The following is a 16695-nucleotide window of genomic DNA, read 5'->3' as shown; positions in this document are numbered from 1 at the left end:
TACCTGGTTGATAGGTCGAAGGTGTAAGTGCAGTAATGTATTTAGCTTATCGATACTAATAGGTCGAGGACTTGACCAAAAATCATTAACTAAATGATATACAGTTTTCAGAGTATTAATTCTAAAATATAAAGATTATGTGGTTATTATAGCAAAGAGGATACACCTGTTCCCATACCGAACACAGAAGTTAAGCTCTTTAGCGCTGATGGTACTTGGGGGGCGACCCCCTGGGAGAGTAAGACGTAGCCACGTAATCTTTTTTTATATCTAAAATTAAATAATGATTAAAATTATTTTTATGAGTATAAATAAAGTCGTTGATAGATTATAATAGTATCAACGACTTTATTTGTATTTGTATACGAAGATTAATTGGTAAAGATAACACATGTTAAATAAGTATTAATTTACTATATTGATTATTGGTTAGATCTAATCATTAAAAGGAGAACAAAATGAAAACAGAGATTATTAATCAGTTAAGAGAAATCGTAGAAACTAATCTAATATCATTTCATGTGCCAGGTCATAAGTTAGGAAAAATTTATGATAAACTTGGATACTCTGATATAGTTAAAAATATATATAAAATGGACACAACTGAGATACCTGGAACGGATAATTTACATTCGCCAGAAGGAATAATAAAAAAATCGCAAGAAAGGGCTTCTAAGGTTTTTAAAAGCGATGTGACATATTATCTTGTAAATGGAAGTACATGCGGGATACAAGGGGCTATAATGGCTTTATGTAACCCTAAGGATAAGATAATTGTTAATAGAGATTGTCATCAATCTGTTATAAATTCATGTATATTAGCTGATATAGAACCTATATATATACTTTCTAAAATTGACAAAGAAACTAATATACAAGAGGGAATTCATATTGAAGAAGCTAAGAAGATAATAGACAATAATTTAGGTGCTAAAGCTATTTTACTTACATATCCAACTTACTATGGAAGAACTTTTGATTTAAAGGAAATATGTGATTATGCGCATAAACATAAAATAGCAGTAATAGTAGATGAGGCACATGGAGCACATTTAGGTTTAAGTGATAGATTACCAAAGACTGCCCTAGAAGAAGGTGCAGATATAGTAATTCAAAGCACTCATAAGACATTACCTTCATTTACTCAATCATCAATGATACATATAAAAGGAGATAGAGTGGATAGACAAAAATTAAGTACTATGCTTAGAATAATAGAATCGTCTAGTCCTTCTTATATGCTTATGTCTTCATTAGAATTGGCCGTAGATATATATGAAACTAAAGGGAATGAATTAATGGAAGAACTTTTAGATAATATAGAGAAATTTAAAGAAAAAAATAAAAATACAAGTTTTGATATATATAATGAAGATGACAAAACAAAGCTATTTTTATCTTCTAAAAAACTAGGAATGACGGGATATGAATTAGAAGATCTTTTAAGAGAAAAGTACAATATACAGGTGGAATTAGCCAATTATTATGGAGTACTTTTAATATGTACTATAGGAAATACTAAAGAAGATTTAGATAGATTATCCGAAGCGTTAGAAGACATGTCAAATAGATATAAGAGAGATTCTTATATAGAATGTCTAGAATATCCAGTAGTAATACCAGAAAAAGTACTAAACCCTAGAGAAGCATTTTATAAAAATAAGAAAAGTGTTAAAATATATGAAAGCATTGGGCAAATTTGTGCTGAATATGTAATACCTTATCCGCCGGGAGTGAGTTTATTGTCCCCAGGAGAAGTAATTACTAAAGAAATAATAGATTATGTAATTTTATGCCATAAAAAAGGAATGAATATAAATGGAATAAAAGATTCGAATTTAGAATTTATAGAGATTATAAGTGACTAATATAAATAATTATAAATTTTAGATAGACTTAATTTAATATATTATGTCAATTAATCTACTACTCTACTAAGATATCTTATACATAATTAAAAAATAAATCAAAATATATAAGACTAAATAAAGAATTACGGAGGTGATACCTGATTAAATATTTTTTTAATCAGGATATAAATATGAAGGGAAAGTTAATAATCATAGAAAGTGGATCAGATGCAAGCGGAAAGGCCACTCAAACAAAGAAGTTATATGAAAGACTTTTAGAAGATGGATATAATGTTAGAAAGGTTGAATATCCAAACTATGATGGAGAATCATCAGCACTAGTCAAAATGTACTTAAGAGGAGAATTTGGAAGTAAGCCTTCAGATGTAGACCCTTATATAGCATCTACATTTTATGCAGCAGATAGATATGCATCGTTTAAAACAGAATGGGAAGAGTTCTATAACAATGGTGGGATAGTACTTGCAGATAGATATACAACATCTAATATGGTGCATCAAGCGTCTAAAATGGCTAAGGAAGATAGAGATAAATATTTAGATTGGTTATTTGATTATGAGTTTAATCTGTATAAAATTCCACAACCAGATTGTGTAGTATTTTTAGATGTTCCAATAGAGTTTAGTAAAAAACTTATGGAAAATAGAAAAAATAAAATAACTGGTGAGGATAAAAAAGATATACATGAAAGTGATTTAGATTATTTAGAGAAATCATATAATAACTCTTTATATATAGCTGATAAGTATAATTGGGAAAAAATAAACTGTGTAGAGGAAGAAAACCTTAGAAGTATAGATAGTATACATGAAGAGATATACAAGGTTGTAGTGGATAAGATAAAGTCTGTGGAGAGATAAATATGTACTTTGAAGATATAATAGGACAAGAGTTTGCTAAAAAATATTTAACAAATTCTATAAAAAATAATAAAATAAGCCATGCATACATGTTTGAAGGACTAGAAGGTATAGGAAAAAAGAAACTAACAGAGGAATTAGCAAAATTATTGCTAGATATAAGTGATGTTAATAATAGCCCTGACTATATAGAGATAAATCCAGATGGAAATAGTATAAAAATAGCCCAAATAAGAAAATTACAAACAGATATAATTATAAAGCCTCATAAAGACTATAAAATATATGTAATAAATGATGCTCATAAAATGACAATTGAAGGTCAAAATGCTCTTTTAAAGACGTTAGAAGAGCCACCGAAGTATGCTATAATCATTCTTGTAACATCTAATAAAGAAGCTCTTTTAGATACTATAAAATCTAGATGTGAAATAATAAAATTCTTACCTATATCTCTTATAGACTTAAAAAAATACCTAATACAAAAAGGTGTAGATGAGCAGAGAGTTCAATTGTTAGCTACCTTTTCTAGAGGTAGTATAGAAAAAGCATTAGAATTATCTGAGTCTAGTGAGTTTGCTCTTATGAGAGAAGAGATACAATCATATATAGAAAGACTTCTTGATAAAAATATAGTTGATATATTAGATATATCATTAGATATAGAAAAATATAGAGGAGATATATTCAACATTTTAGATATTATGATTAATTATTTTAGAGATATCATGTTTATAAAAGAGAAAATTGACAGGGACATGATAATAAATTCGGATAAAATTACTTTTTTACAAAATATGAGTAAAAAAATTAGCTATTCTCAAGTGTCTAAGATTATTGATATAATAGAAGAGATAAAGAAAAAGATAAGAAGCAATTGCAACTTTAATATAAGTATGCAAGTTATGGCTTTGAATATATATGAGGTGATAAAATGATAAAGATAGTGGGTGTTAGGTTTAAAAATGCAGGTAAAATTTATTACTTTGATCCTGTTGATTTAGAAATAGAGAAAAATATGGATGTAGTAGTTGAAACTGCAAGGGGATTAGAATATGGTTCAGTTGTAGTAGGGCCAAAGGAAATATCAGAAGAAGAGTTAGTTTCACCATTAAAACCAATAATAAGAGTAGCTACAGAAGAAGATACTAAAATATATCTTGAAAACAAGGAAAAATCTAAAGAAACTTTTGAAATATGCCAACAAAAAATTAAAAGCCATGGATTAACTATGTATTTAATAGATTGTGAATATACATTTGATAGAAATAAGCTAATATTCTATTTCACAGCAGAAGGCAGAATAGATTTTAGAGAGCTTGTAAAAGATTTAGCATCAATATTTAAGACTAGAATAGAATTAAGACAAATTGGGGTTAGAGATGAAGCTAAAACAATAGGTGGATTAGGACCATGTGGTAGAAGTCTTTGTTGTTCATCATGGCTAGGAGATTTCCAACCAGTATCTATAAAAATGGCAAAAGACCAAAGTTTATCGCTAAACCCTACAAAAATATCAGGAATATGTGGAAGACTGTTCTGTTGTTTAAAATATGAGCATGATGTGTATGCAGAAGCAATAGATGTTATGCCATCAGTAGGCGCATTAGTTAAAGTTGAAGATGGAAAAGGACGAGTTATAGAAATAAATCCATTATTAGAACAAGTTAAAGTTGAATTTAATGATAAGACTATAAAAGTATACCTTAAAGATGATGTTAAGGTATTACAAGAACCTAGAAAATGTGGTGGATGTCAAAATGATATAGATGAAGCTACATTAAGAGAGTTAAAGAAATTAGAAGATTAATTTTATATAACTAAGGGGGTAGGATTTTTCCTACCTTTTTAGATATAATAAATTTTGGGTTATTAAAATTGGGTATTTATTGTTCTTATAATTCACTTAATAAATTAATTAGTATAATAGATTAATATAAAGAATACTGAAAATATAAATAGATGAAATAAAAATTAAATTTACTTAATGAAAATTGACAGTCTTAGAGTAAGACATGAAAGGAGATATATATGGAAGTACAATTAAAAGAAACAGAAAGAATAGATGACTTGCAATTGAAAGGACTTAAATTAATACAAGATAAAACTGGATTTTGTTTTGGGATAGATGCAGTACTATTAGCTAATTTTGCAAAAGTAAAAAAAGGAGCTAAGGTAGTAGATTTAGGAACTGGAACAGGTATAATACCAACACTTATAGCAGGAAAAAGTCAAGCGAGTAAAATAATAGGTGTAGAGATACAAGAAGAAGTATATGAAATGGCTACTCGCTCTGTAAAATTAAATAATTTAGAAGACAGAGTAGAAATAATAAATGCTGATATAAAAACAATAGACCAAAAATTAGAAGTACATGGTTATCATGTAGTAACATCAAATCCTCCATATATGCACATTGATGGTATAAAAAATCCTAATGATAAAAAGATGATATCAAGACATGAAGTTAAATGCAACTTAGAAGATGTTATAAGAGCAGCATCAAGACTTACAATGCCTAAAGGAAAGTTTTTCATGATACATAGACCTACAAGACTTGTAGACATAATAGAACTAGGAAGAAAATACAGATTAGAACCTAAACAAGTACAATTTATTCATCCAAGAGCTAATAAAGCACCAAACTTAATACTTGTAGAATTTGTTAAAGATGGAAGACCAGAATTGAAAATATTGGATCCATTATATGTATATGGAGAAGATGGAAATTATACAGAAGAAATAAGAGCAATATATGCAAATGAAGATATAGGAGAAGAGTAAATGAGCGGAAAGTTATATGTATGTCCAACACCTATAGGTAATTTAGAAGATATGACTTATAGAACAGTAAGAATATTAAATGAAGTAGATTTAATAGCAGCAGAAGATACAAGACATAGTATAAAGCTTTTAAATCATTTTGAAATATCTAAGCCATTAACTAGTTACCATGAACATAATAAAGATTCTAAAGGAAGTTACCTTATAGATAAATTATTAAGTGGAGAAAATATAGCATTAATAAGTGATGCAGGAATGCCTGGAATAAGTGACCCAGGTGAAGAAATAATAAAGCAAGCCATAGAAAATAATATAGAAATAGAGGTATTACCAGGAGCTAGTGCATCTATTATAGCTTTAGTTGGTTCAGGGCTTGAAACTAGAAAATTTGCTTTTGAAGGATTTTTAGACAGAGATAAGAGGGTAAGAAGACAGCAATTAGAAGAATTAAAGGAAGAAAGAAGAACTATAATATTCTATGAATCACCACATAGATTAAAAGATACTTTAAAAGATATGCTAAAAATATTAGGAAATAGAAAAATAGCAGTAAATAGAGAGCTTACTAAAAAGTACCAAGAAGTAATAAGAGAAGATATTGAAACAGTAGTTGAAATATTCAATGAAAAAGAAGTAAAGGGTGAATTCGTATTAATAGTAGAAGGATTTAAGGGCGAAATAACTAAGAAAAATAGCTATGATGACCTTAATGAAAGAGAATATGTTATTGCATTACTAGAAGAAGGTAAAAATAAAAAAGAAGCTATAAAAATAGTATGTAAGGACAGAAAATTACAGAAAGATATAGTATATAAGCAAGTTTTAGACCTATAAAATAAAACTAACTTGGGGTGGCTAAAATGGAAATTAAAAATATGTTATTGGAAAGTTTAGTGTTTGAAAATACATCAGAAAAGCTTAAAGAATTAGATAGACTAAAAAAATTAGAAAAAGTTATATCAAAATTAAATGGTATGAAGGAAGTAGGAGAATGTAAATTTCATGTAGTAAATGTATATGAACATTCTATAAAAGCCTTAGAAGAGTTTGAAGAAATACTTAAAGATGAAGAATTTTTCTCAAGTCATTTAAGAAATAATATAAAAGGATATTTAAATGAAGAGGTGGAGAGTCATCTAAAAAAGATTCACCTATTAAAATTAAGTATATTCTTACATGATATAGGTAAAGCAGACAGTAAAACAGTAGATGATACAGGAAGAGTACATTTTAGAGGGCATGAGGTAGTAGGAGCTAAAATTTCAAGAGAATTAGGAGAAAGCTTAAATCTCGATGAAAGAAGTATAGAATTAATTGAAAAATATGTAAGGTATCATATGGTACTCTTAGCTTTATATAAGAAAAATGATATGAGCAAAGAAAATCTTACAGAGATATTTGATATTTTAGGAAAAGACTGTATAGGAGTATTTATATTAGGTTATTGTGATATAGTAGCAACGAGAAGGCTACTAAATCCAAATGAAGATATGAATATAATAAAGGTGTATATGGAATATGCACTTACAAATTATATATATAGATATAAGCAAAGTTTATAATATAAATATTAGTTACCTAGAATATATATTTTTAAATAAAAGAAGTCAATGTAAAATATTAGTTACTTTACATTGACTTCTTTTTGATAATATTGTATCACTTTTTATAAGATAGCCTTAGCTTGTATTGGTGTTGATAGTATAACTGAAGTTTTAGTAGAGCCGATTTTCTTTATTGCATCAATAACGTTTTCAAGTTCATACATGTCTCTAACTACAACCTTTAATAGTGAGCAGTCATCTCCTGTAACATGATGACATTCAACTATTCTTGGATCTTGACGAGCTACATTAATAAACTCTTCATACTTATTGCTAGGTAAAGATATATGTATAAAAGCTTTTATAACTCTACCTAAAGCATCAGGATTAACTATAGCTTTATAACCTTCTATTATTCCTGATTCTTCTAGTCTTTTAACTCTTTCAGAAACAGCTGGAGAAGTTAGTCCAACTATTTTACCTAAATCTTTCATTGAAATTCTACCATCTTGTTGTAGAATATCTATAATTCTGTGATCTGTAGCATCCATTTTGAATCCCCCTTGTATTAAGATGATTTATTATAGAAATTTTTAGAATCTATCATGTTGTTTTTTAGGTCCCAAAGGTCCTTAGATAAATCTACTTTGTAAGTCTGAGGATTAGAAAATCTTCTGTACTCATCCCATAAAGTATTTAATTCATTTTTTACATAATCTCTTATTTTCATTACAGGTTTATGCTCATACATACATTTACCATTTATAAATAAAGGCTTATGAAGCTCTTTAACTGTATAGTTAGTAAAAACTTTTGATTTCCAAGTATAGACAGGATGGAATATAGCAAGAGGCTTAGATTCATCTATTTTTTCATCATGTAACATTATTAAATCTGCTTCAGCCTTGTTATCTTCATTATAAATTCTTACAACTTTTTTGTACCCTGGATTATTTATTTTTTCAGGATCTTCTGATAATTTTATCTTAGGTTCTATTTTATCTCCATTAAAAGATGCAGCTAACTTGTAAACTCCCCCCAGAGACGGAGAGTCAGCAGATGTTATTAATTTAGTTCCAACACCCCAAGAGTTTATAGCAGCACCTTCAGATTTAAGATTAGATATAGTATGTTCATCTAAGTCATTAGATGCTGTTATACTAATATCAGTAAAACCTTCTTCTTCTAATGCTTTTTTACATTCTTTAGATAAATAGTGTAAATCACCAGAATCTAGTCTAATACCTAAAGGCTTATGGCCTTTTTCTCTTAAATCTTTGAATATTTTTATAGCATTAGGAAGTCCACTATTTAATACATTATAAGTGTCTATAAGTAAAAGGCATTTATCTGGATATATGTCAGCATAAGCTTCAAATGCCTCTAATTCTGTATCAAATTTTTGAACCCAGCTATGAGCTTGAGTTCCTACTACAGGAACATCAAATAATTTACCTGCTAAAACATTAGCAGTGGCATTACATCCCCCTATCATAGCAGCTCTAGCACCATATGTACCGGCATCAGGACCTTGAGCACGTCTAAGTCCAAACTCAAACACTGGATCTCCTTGAGCAGCAAAACAAACTCTAGATGCCTTCGTTGCTATAAGTGATTGAAAATTAACAATTGTTAATAAGGCAGTTTCAATTAATTGGGCTTGATATAATGGAGCTTTTACAGTAAGTATAGGCTCATTTGGGAACATTATAGTACCTTCTTCAACTGAGTATATATCCCCTGTAAATTTGAAATTCTTCAAAAACGTTAAAAATTTATCAGAAAAAAGATTTAGGCTTTTAAGATACTTTAAATCTTCATCGGAAAAATTTATGTTTTTTATATACTCAACAAATTGATCTATACCACACACTATTGTGTAGCCCCCGTTGCAAGCATTTTTTCTAAAAAACATATCAAATACTACAACATCTTCATGAATATTTTTTTCAAAATAACCATTTATCATAGTGAGTTGATACAAATCAGTAAGAAGTGTTAAATTTCTCATTGCATTTCTCCTTAAATATATATAATTATAAAATCACTTCGTATATGGATTAGTATGAAAAGCTAGTTGATTAAAAAACCCCACATATATACTAAAACACAATATAGTGCAAGTTTCAAGTATAAAGTAGTATATATAAATCATAAAATTTATCTAGAGGGGAGGCGATTTAATGGCAAGAATATGGTTTTACATGATTGCTATAGGAATAATAGGCAGTATGGCATTTAATAATCTAGGAGAACTAAACAAAGTAATACTAACAGAAGCATCTAAAGGAGTAGAATTTGCAATAAGTTTAGCAGGAGTAATGGCTCTTTGGATGGGAATAATGAACATAGCAAAAGATGCTGGACTGATAGAAAAAGTTGGACAAAAACTAAACCCTATAATGACAAGACTTTTCCCATCTATACCTAAGGGGCATAAAGCTATGTCTTATATGGTTATGAATATAGCTTTGAATATGGTAGGGGCAGGTAATGGGGCTACAGCATTTGGACTAAAAGCTATGGAAGAACTGCAAACTTTAAATCGTAAAAAGGATACGGCGACAAATGATATGATAATGTTTTTAGTCATTAATATATCATCAATTCAATTAATACCATTTACTATGCTCAAAATAAGAATGGATTTAGGTTCTCAAGATCCAAGCCAAATAATAGTAACTACATTATTTGCAACAACAGTATCAACAATAATAGCTATAATAACCTGTAAATTATTACAAAATAGAAGGAGGGTAAGATAGGTGGAGCTATTTTCAAATATACTTGTCCCTCTAATAATACTTTATATAGTTATTTATGGAAGGCATAAAAAAATAGATATATATGATAGTTTTGTAAAAGGGGCAATAGATGGTCTTAAATCAGCTTGGTCTATAACACCTTACATAATAGGAATATTTTTAGCAATAGGGATATTTAAAACAGGGAAAGGAATAGAAATGCTTGAATTTTTATTTAAGCCAATAGCAGAGCTAATGAGTATACCGAAAGAACTTATAGGATTAATAATAGTAAAACCTCTTTCAGGAAGTGGTGCACTTGGAATGTATACTGAATTAGCTCAAAGAGTAGGCATAGATACTATAATAGAAAAAATGGGGTCTACAATAGTTGGAGCATCTGAAACCATTTTTTACACAATGGCTATATACTATGGGAGTTTAAAAATAAAGAATACTAGACATACTCTAACTTGCGCTATGATAAGTCATATTGCAGGCGTAATAGCGTCTGTATTTATATGCTATATATTATTTACAACTTAATATTCCTATAAAATGTACGAGGTGGTATAATTAAAATATAGAAACCAATTGACATTGATTTGTTAATTATATAGAATTAGTTTTAAATAGTAACAAAATTACATAGAATGAATAAAATATATTTATTTAGTAAAATATAGAAATATACAAAGCTGAGAAGAGAAGAGTAAATAAAGACTTTTTCTACAGAGAGCTAGGTTAGGTGAAAGCTAGTGTTAAAGAAATTATTGAAGATGGCCTCGGAGCTTTTTATCCGAATGATAGATGAGATTCTATTTTTAAGATAAAACGATTAGACACGTTATAGTCTGCTAAGATATCTAAATTAGTTTAAGATACTATATTGATATGAGTATAAACCATAAAGTTTTAACTTTTAAAGTAGTATTTATAAATTTAGATAATTAGGGTGGTACCGCGAATAATCTCGCCCCTATGTATATCATAGGAGGCGAGTTTTTTGATACAAATAGTTTTTGATTTTTATATAAAACTAAAAAGCTAAATTTTTAATTAAAATAAATCAGGAGGTATTAAAATGACAAAACCAACTTTTTACGTAACAACTCCTATATACTACCCAAGTGGTAACTTACACATAGGACATACTTATACAACTGTTGCAGCAGATGCAATAGCAAGATTTAAACGTTTCTGTGGATATGATGTAAAGTTCTTAACAGGAACAGATGAGCACGGAGAAAAGATACAAAAAACTGCTAAGGCAAAAGGTATGACTGAAATAGAATACTTAGATGGAATGATAGCAGACATACAAAAATTATGGAAGACTATGGATATATCATATGATGATTTCATAAGAACTACACAAGATAGACATAAGGTAATAATCCAAAAGATATTTACTAAGTTATATGAACAAGGGGATATATACAAAGGAGCTTATGAAGGTAAGTATTGTACTCCATGTGAAAGTTTCTGGACAGAATCGCAATTAGTAGATGGAAACAAGTGTCCTGACTGTGGAAGAGAAACTTATGATGCTAAGGAAGAAGCTTATTTCTTCAAATTATCAAAATATGAAGATAGATTAAGAGAATTATTTGCTGATCCTAACTTCTGTTTCCCAGTATCAAGAAAAAATGAGATGGTTGCAAACTTCTTAGATAAAGGATTAGAAGATTTATGTGTAACTAGAACAACTTTTGATTGGGGTATAAAGGTGCCATTTGATGAAAAACATGTAATATACGTTTGGGTGGATGCTTTATGCAACTATATAACAGCTTTAGGATACATGAGTGAAAATGATTCAGAATACAAAAAATTCTGGCCAGCTAACGTTCATATAGTAGGTAAAGAAATAATGAGATTCCATACAATAATATGGCCAGCTATACTTATGGCATTAGGTGAAGAAGTACCTACACAAGTATATGGACATGGATGGATATTATTCGATAATGATAAGATGAGTAAATCAAAAGGAAACATAGTTTATCCAGAACAAATGATAGAAAGATATGGAGTAGATGCTCTTAAATACTTCTTATTAAGAGAATTTGCATTTGGTCAAGATGGTAACTATACTCATAGAAACTTTGTAACTAGACTTAACTCAGATTTAGCAAATGATTTAGGAAACTTAGTAAGTAGAACTGTTGCAATGGTTGAAAAGTATAACAGTGGAATAATACCAATGCCAAAAGCTACTACTGAATTTGATGCTGACTTAAAAGAAACTGCTAGATTATCAGTAGAAAACTTTGAAAATGAAATGAACAAACTTCAATTTAATGAAGCATTAGAAAGTGCTTGGAAATTAATAAGAAGAACTAACAAGTATATAGATGAAACTATGCCTTGGGCTTTAGCTAAAGATGAAGCTAACAAAGATACTTTAGATACAGTATTATACAACTTATGTGAAGCTATAAGAATAGTAGCGACTATGATAAATCCAATAATGAATGCTACAGTTAATAAGATATACGCTCAATTAGGAATAGTTGACGAAAGCTTAAAGACTTGGGAAAGTACAAAAACTTTCGGACTTATAGGAGAAAATACTAAAGTTGAAAAGGGTGAAGCTTTATTCCCTAGATTAGATATAGAAAAAGAAGTAGAAGAATTAAACGAATTATTTGCAGAAAAGAAAGAAGACGTAGTAGAAGTAGCTCCATTAGAGCACAAAGAAAATATAACAATAGATGAACTAGATAAAGTAGAGCTAAGAGTAGGTAAAGTTTTAAGTTGTGAAAAACATCCAAAAGCAGATAGACTTTTAGTATCTCAAATAAAATTAGGATCAGAGACAAGACAAATAGTATCTGGAATAGCTAAATGGTACAAGCCAGAAGATATGGTTGGAAAAGATGTTATAGTTGTTTGTAACTTAAAGCCAGTTAAGCTAAGAGGAGTAGAATCTCAAGGTATGATATTAGCTGCTGGAGATGATGGTGACGATTTAGTAGTACCAGTAGCTACAGGTGCTAAGGATGGATGCGAAGTTCGTTAATTAGTTAGGAGAATAAAAATGTTATTTGACTCACATGCACATTTAAATAGTGAAAGATTTGATGAAGATAGAGAAGAATTAATAGAATCTTTAAAAGAAAAAGGTGTAGATTTAGTATTAAATCCAGGAGCAGATATAGAAACATCAATAACTAGTGTAGAATTAGCTAATAAATATGATTTTATATATGCAGCAGTTGGAGTACATCCACACGATGTTAAAGATTTAGATGAAACTGCAATAGATACTTTAAGAAAATTAGCTACTGAAAATGAAAAAGTAGTGGCTATAGGTGAAATAGGATTAGACTATTACTATGATAATTCACCTAGAGAAGAGCAAAAAGAATGGTTTAAAAAACAAATAGAATTAGCTAATGAGTTAAAATTACCTATAATAATACATGATAGAGATGCACATGGAGATACTTTTGAAATAATAAAAAATACAAAATCTCCAGAAATAGGATGCGTGCTTCATTGTTATAGCGGAAATGTTGAATTAGCTAGAGAATATGTGAAAATGGGTTGCTATATATCAATACCAGGAACAGTAACTTTTAAAAATAATAAAAAAACTAGAGAAGTAGCAAAAGAAATACCTCTAGAATATTTATTAATAGAAACTGATTCACCATATATGGCTCCAGAGCCTCATAGAGGAAAAAGGAATGACCCATCGTTAGTTCAATTTGTAGCAGATAAGATAGCTCAAGAAAAAGGTATATCTTACGAGCAAGTTTGCAAAGCTACAAAAGAAAATGCTAAAAGATTATTTAATATAAAATAAAAGCCCTTGAGACTATACAGTCTCAAGAGCTTTTTTTAATACAATTATAAAAAATTTATATATGGTTTTGGAGTAAAAAATTCAGTATAGACTATGGTCAAGAAAATTTGAATTATAATTCTATGCATTATAATGATTACGTAAATATTGTAAAACACAATAAAAATAAAGTGTAAAAATAAAAACTATAGTACATAATGATACTATAGTTTTTGTTTTTCCTTGATAAAATTACATAAAAAACGTAAAATATAGAAATGAAGTTAAGACAGGATACAAAACAAATAAAAGGTGAATTGATAATGATAAAAGAAATAATAGTTGTAGAAGGAAGAGACGATGTTACAGCAGTAAAAAGAGCTGTAGATGCAGAACTTATAACAACTGGTGGATTTGGATTTCCTAAAGGTGTTATGGAAAGAATAAAATCTGCTCAAAAAAGACGTGGAGTAATAATATTTACAGACCCTGATTTTGCAGGTGAAAAAATAAGAAAGAAAATAGCTGCAGAAGTTCCAGGATGTAAGCATGCTTTTTTACCAAGAGAGGAAGCTAAGAAAGATGGTGACATTGGTATAGAAAATGCTACACCAAAAAGTATAATAGCAGCTCTTGAGAGAGTTAGAACAGAAAGTACAGAAAAAAGAGATGAATTTAAGCAAGTTGATTTAATAAGAAATGGACTTATAGGAAATGAAGATGCATCTAACAGAAGAGATGAATTAGGAAAAATACTTGGAATAGGATATGGAAATGCCAAGCAATTCTTAAATAGATTAAATAATTACGGAGTTACTAGAGAAGAATTTGAAAAATCACTAGAAACTTTAGATAAATAAATATAAAAGGAGAGAAATTAATGGATAGACTTTCATCACATAGAGCCACAAAAGATGTAGTTGAAAAGCACGGATTTAAATTTTCAAAGTCTTTAGGGCAAAACTTTTTAATAGATGATAATGTAATAGATAAAATATTAAGAGGGGCAAGACTTTCTGAAGGAGACTACATAATAGAAGTAGGTCCTGGTATAGGTACACTTACTCGTGAGATGGGTAAAGTAGCTCAGAAAGTCGTAGCTATAGAAATAGATAAAACATTAATACCTATATTACAAGGTGAAACATTAAAAGACTTTGATAATATAGAAGTTATAAATCAAGATATATTAAAAGTAAATGTCCAAGAATTAGTAAAAGAGAAGCTAAATGGAGGACCAGTTAAATTAGTTGCAAACTTACCATACTACATAACAACTCCAATAGTTATGAAATTCTTAGAAGAAGACATACCAGTAACTGATATAGTTGTAATGGTACAAAAAGAAGTTGCAGATAGAATGAATGCAGTACCAGGCACAAAAGATTATGGAGCTTTATCAGTAGCAGTTCAATATTACTGTGATACAGAAATAGTAGCAAAAGCACCAAGACATATGTTTATACCACAACCAAATGTTGACTCAACAGTTATAGGGCTTCACGTAAGAGAAGAAAGAAAGTATCCAGTTGATAATGAGGAAATATTCTTTAAGACTGTTAAAGCTGCTTTTGGACAAAGAAGAAAAACATTACTTAATGCATTAGGTGGATTAGGGTTCTTAAGTAAAGATGAAATAAAAGAAGTATTAAGTGCTGCTAATATAGATGAAAAGAGAAGAGGAGAAACTTTATCAATAGAAGAGTTTGCCACTTTATCAAATAAAGTAAATGAAAAAGTACCTTCAAAATAATTGAAGGTACTTTTTTTATAATCATACTCATATACTATTAAGAGAAATTATGTTAAAAGGGGGATTAAAAGTGGCAGCTAAAAAAAAATTTAAGAGAGATTATATAATCCTTGAAGCTAAGGACACTAACTTTAGATACAAAGAACGTGTTTTACCAAAAGCATTTGCTAAAGTAGAGATAAATGATGAAAAATCAATAATTTCATTATATGTAGAAAATCTTAAATTTATGAAAGATGGATATAGGGTAGTTGCTATACAAAGCGATTATGATACCCTTGATTTAGGAAAGGTATTGCCAAGTGAGCAAGGAAAAGGTGAGTTCACATTAAATTTAGCCAGAGAAGATGTAGATATAAAAGGGATAGCTCTTTTATATGAAAAAACTGTACCTCTTATAGGGTTTAAAGGCACTAAGATAGATAATTACGAGGAAATATTATTTGCAGGAGAAGAGTATGAAGATGACGAAGAATTTGAGGAATATGAAGAAATAGAGTATATAGAAGTAGATGATAATGACGAAGGGTTTGAGGAATATGAAGAAATAGGATATATAGAAGTAGATGATAATGACGAAGAGTATGAAGTGTATGAAGAAATAGAGTATATAGAAATAGATGATAACGAAGAAGAGTATGAAAATGAAGAAGAATATGAAGAAGATAGTGTATACAACTCAGATGATGGTTATTACAAAATTATAGAGGAGGATGTAAAGCCTCAAGCTAGAGAAGAATATAATGAATATGATAATATAGATAAAACTATAGAGAAAAATAGAAAAAGTAGTGAGCCTAAAGAAAAGAAGACATATCCTACTGTTTCACATCAACAAAAAACACGTCAAAAGTATGCAAAAACAAATTCTATAGATGAATACCAAAAAACGGCAGGAACACTTTTAATGCCAAGACAAATAAAAAAAGGGCTTAAACATTTTAAGGAAGTAAGACCATTTATCAAAGATGAAATAGACAATACTAGATGGTGGAAAATTGAAATAAGTCCTACAACTTTATGTGGATACACTATGCCTTACTTAGGATATGTTAATACTCTAAATTACACAATGTATAGTGATGCAGTAATGCAATCATATAAATATAGACATTACTTATTTGGTGTACAATATGATGAGTATAACAAGAGAAAGAATTATATATACGCAGTCCCAGGAAATAAAACAGAGCAACCAGATAAAGGTCATACAGGATTTAGAGAATACCAGCCTTGTGACACAAGAAATGATAGCTTAGGATACTGGTTATGTATGATAGATTCAAGAAGTAGAAAAATAATAAAATAGAATAAATTACCTCACATATTGATAATTTTTTGATAAT

16 protein-coding genes, 2 rRNA genes and 1 other annotated feature are annotated in these 16695 nt (G+C 29.1%); of the genes, 16 read left to right on the top strand and 2 right to left on the bottom strand.

All coding sequences use genetic code 11. The features are described from left to right. The 9 genes from I4U89_RS13450 to I4U89_RS13410 all read left to right on the top strand — a co-directional run. Positions 1-79, top strand: a 23S ribosomal RNA gene (locus I4U89_RS13450); the annotation flags it as partial. 59 nt (positions 80-138) lie between these two features. Beyond that, a 5S ribosomal RNA gene (rrf, locus tag I4U89_RS13445) occupies positions 139-255 on the top strand. Between the two features lie 203 nt (positions 256-458). Further along, complete coding sequence (locus tag I4U89_RS13440) at positions 459-1868, top strand: aminotransferase class I/II-fold pyridoxal phosphate-dependent enzyme (protein WP_195940840.1); 1410 nt, start codon at positions 459-461, stop codon at positions 1866-1868. Positions 1869-2041: 173 nt separating this feature from the next. Next, on the top strand, positions 2042-2731 hold the full coding sequence (locus I4U89_RS13435; RefSeq protein ID WP_195940839.1) for a dTMP kinase: 690 nt from the start codon (positions 2042-2044) through the stop codon (positions 2729-2731). Positions 2732-2733: 2 nt separating this feature from the next. Next, positions 2734-3669, top strand: a complete 936-nt coding sequence (locus tag I4U89_RS13430) for a DNA polymerase III subunit (protein WP_195940838.1) — start codon at positions 2734-2736, stop codon at positions 3667-3669. Further along, positions 3666-4541 (top strand): PSP1 domain-containing protein, encoded by an 876-nt coding sequence (locus I4U89_RS13425; RefSeq protein ID WP_092921500.1) that lies wholly within the window; start codon positions 3666-3668, stop codon positions 4539-4541. The genes I4U89_RS13430 and I4U89_RS13425 overlap by 4 nt, the downstream gene beginning before the upstream one ends. Before the next feature lie 221 nt (positions 4542-4762). Further along, positions 4763-5515 carry a tRNA1(Val) (adenine(37)-N6)-methyltransferase gene (locus tag I4U89_RS13420; RefSeq protein WP_195940837.1) on the top strand — a complete coding sequence of 251 codons (753 nt, stop codon included), beginning with the start codon at positions 4763-4765 and terminating at the stop codon, positions 5513-5515. Continuing rightward, positions 5516-6349 (top strand): 16S rRNA (cytidine(1402)-2'-O)-methyltransferase, encoded by an 834-nt coding sequence (gene rsmI / locus I4U89_RS13415; protein WP_195940836.1) that lies wholly within the window; start codon positions 5516-5518, stop codon positions 6347-6349. Between the two features lie 26 nt (positions 6350-6375). Then, entirely contained in the window at positions 6376-7077 is a 702-nt protein-coding gene (locus tag I4U89_RS13410; protein ID WP_195940835.1) for an HD domain-containing protein, read from the top strand. Between the two features lie 104 nt (positions 7078-7181). On the opposite strand, the gene I4U89_RS13405 is transcribed toward I4U89_RS13410, so the two are convergent. Both I4U89_RS13405 and I4U89_RS13400 read right to left on the bottom strand, forming a co-directional pair. Then, positions 7182-7610: an Lrp/AsnC family transcriptional regulator gene (locus I4U89_RS13405; RefSeq protein WP_195940834.1), complete on the bottom strand. Its 429-nt coding sequence runs from the start codon at positions 7608-7610 to the stop codon at positions 7182-7184. 17 nt (positions 7611-7627) lie between these two features. Then, positions 7628-9070: a nicotinate phosphoribosyltransferase gene (locus tag I4U89_RS13400; protein WP_195940833.1), complete on the bottom strand. Its 1443-nt coding sequence runs from the start codon at positions 9068-9070 to the stop codon at positions 7628-7630. Between the two features lie 172 nt (positions 9071-9242). On the opposite strand from I4U89_RS13400, the gene I4U89_RS13395 reads away from it, so the two are divergent. The 7 genes from I4U89_RS13395 (at position 9243) to I4U89_RS13365 (ending at position 16658) form a co-directional block, all read left to right on the top strand. Continuing rightward, the gene (locus I4U89_RS13395) at positions 9243-9824 is read left to right on the top strand and encodes a nucleoside recognition domain-containing protein (RefSeq protein ID WP_243279219.1); all 582 of its coding nucleotides are present in this window, start codon (positions 9243-9245) and stop codon (positions 9822-9824) included. Next, entirely contained in the window at positions 9825-10349 is a 525-nt protein-coding gene (locus tag I4U89_RS13390; RefSeq protein ID WP_195940832.1) for a spore maturation protein, read from the top strand. It begins immediately after the preceding gene. A gap of 145 nt (positions 10350-10494) precedes the next feature. Next, positions 10495-10787: a binding site (T-box leader), on the top strand. A 100-nt stretch (positions 10788-10887) separates the two neighbouring features. Further along, positions 10888-12828: a methionine--tRNA ligase gene (gene metG / locus I4U89_RS13385; protein ID WP_195940831.1), complete on the top strand. Its 1941-nt coding sequence runs from the start codon at positions 10888-10890 to the stop codon at positions 12826-12828. Positions 12829-12846: 18 nt separating this feature from the next. After that, a complete protein-coding gene (locus I4U89_RS13380; protein ID WP_195581706.1) occupies positions 12847-13617 on the top strand; it encodes a TatD family hydrolase in 771 nt (256 codons plus the stop codon). A 302-nt stretch (positions 13618-13919) separates the two neighbouring features. Next, positions 13920-14456 carry a ribonuclease M5 gene (rnmV, locus tag I4U89_RS13375; protein WP_195940830.1) on the top strand — a complete coding sequence of 179 codons (537 nt, stop codon included), beginning with the start codon at positions 13920-13922 and terminating at the stop codon, positions 14454-14456. A gap of 20 nt (positions 14457-14476) precedes the next feature. Further along, positions 14477-15349 (top strand): 16S rRNA (adenine(1518)-N(6)/adenine(1519)-N(6))-dimethyltransferase RsmA, encoded by an 873-nt coding sequence (rsmA, locus tag I4U89_RS13370; protein ID WP_195940829.1) that lies wholly within the window; start codon positions 14477-14479, stop codon positions 15347-15349. Positions 15350-15419: 70 nt separating this feature from the next. Further along, positions 15420-16658, top strand: a complete 1239-nt coding sequence (locus I4U89_RS13365; protein ID WP_195940828.1) for a hypothetical protein — start codon at positions 15420-15422, stop codon at positions 16656-16658. Positions 16659-16695: the final 37 nt, after the last annotated feature.

It is taken from the genome of Romboutsia sp. 1001713B170131_170501_G6 (genome assembly GCF_015668195.1).
Taxonomy (GTDB): Bacteria; Bacillota; Clostridia; order Peptostreptococcales; family Peptostreptococcaceae; genus Romboutsia_C.
The sequence above is the reverse complement of the archived record's forward strand: the minus strand, read 5'-3'. Positions and strand labels throughout refer to the sequence as shown.

Excerpts from the sequence above, each read along its gene's own strand:
- I4U89_RS13395 (WP_243279219.1), top strand. The coding sequence starts at position 9,243 with ATGGCAAGAATATGGTTTTACATGATTGCTATAGGAATAATAGGCAGT.
- I4U89_RS13430 (WP_195940838.1), top strand. The coding sequence starts at position 2,734 with ATGTACTTTGAAGATATAATAGGACAAGAGTTTGCTAAAAAATATTTA.
- I4U89_RS13440 (WP_195940840.1), top strand. The coding sequence starts at position 459 with ATGAAAACAGAGATTATTAATCAGTTAAGAGAAATCGTAGAAACTAAT.
- metG (WP_195940831.1), top strand. The coding sequence starts at position 10,888 with ATGACAAAACCAACTTTTTACGTAACAACTCCTATATACTACCCAAGT.
- I4U89_RS13405 (WP_195940834.1), bottom strand. The coding sequence starts at position 7,610 with ATGGATGCTACAGATCACAGAATTATAGATATTCTACAACAAGATGGT.
- I4U89_RS13420 (WP_195940837.1), top strand. The coding sequence starts at position 4,763 with ATGGAAGTACAATTAAAAGAAACAGAAAGAATAGATGACTTGCAATTG.
- rsmI (WP_195940836.1), top strand. The coding sequence starts at position 5,516 with ATGAGCGGAAAGTTATATGTATGTCCAACACCTATAGGTAATTTAGAA.
- I4U89_RS13400 (WP_195940833.1), bottom strand. The coding sequence starts at position 9,070 with ATGAGAAATTTAACACTTCTTACTGATTTGTATCAACTCACTATGATA.
- rsmA (WP_195940829.1), top strand. The coding sequence starts at position 14,477 with ATGGATAGACTTTCATCACATAGAGCCACAAAAGATGTAGTTGAAAAG.
- rnmV (WP_195940830.1), top strand. The coding sequence starts at position 13,920 with ATGATAAAAGAAATAATAGTTGTAGAAGGAAGAGACGATGTTACAGCA.
- I4U89_RS13380 (WP_195581706.1), top strand. The coding sequence starts at position 12,847 with ATGTTATTTGACTCACATGCACATTTAAATAGTGAAAGATTTGATGAA.
- I4U89_RS13410 (WP_195940835.1), top strand. The coding sequence starts at position 6,376 with ATGGAAATTAAAAATATGTTATTGGAAAGTTTAGTGTTTGAAAATACA.
- I4U89_RS13435 (WP_195940839.1), top strand. The coding sequence starts at position 2,042 with ATGAAGGGAAAGTTAATAATCATAGAAAGTGGATCAGATGCAAGCGGA.
- I4U89_RS13425 (WP_092921500.1), top strand. The coding sequence starts at position 3,666 with ATGATAAAGATAGTGGGTGTTAGGTTTAAAAATGCAGGTAAAATTTAT.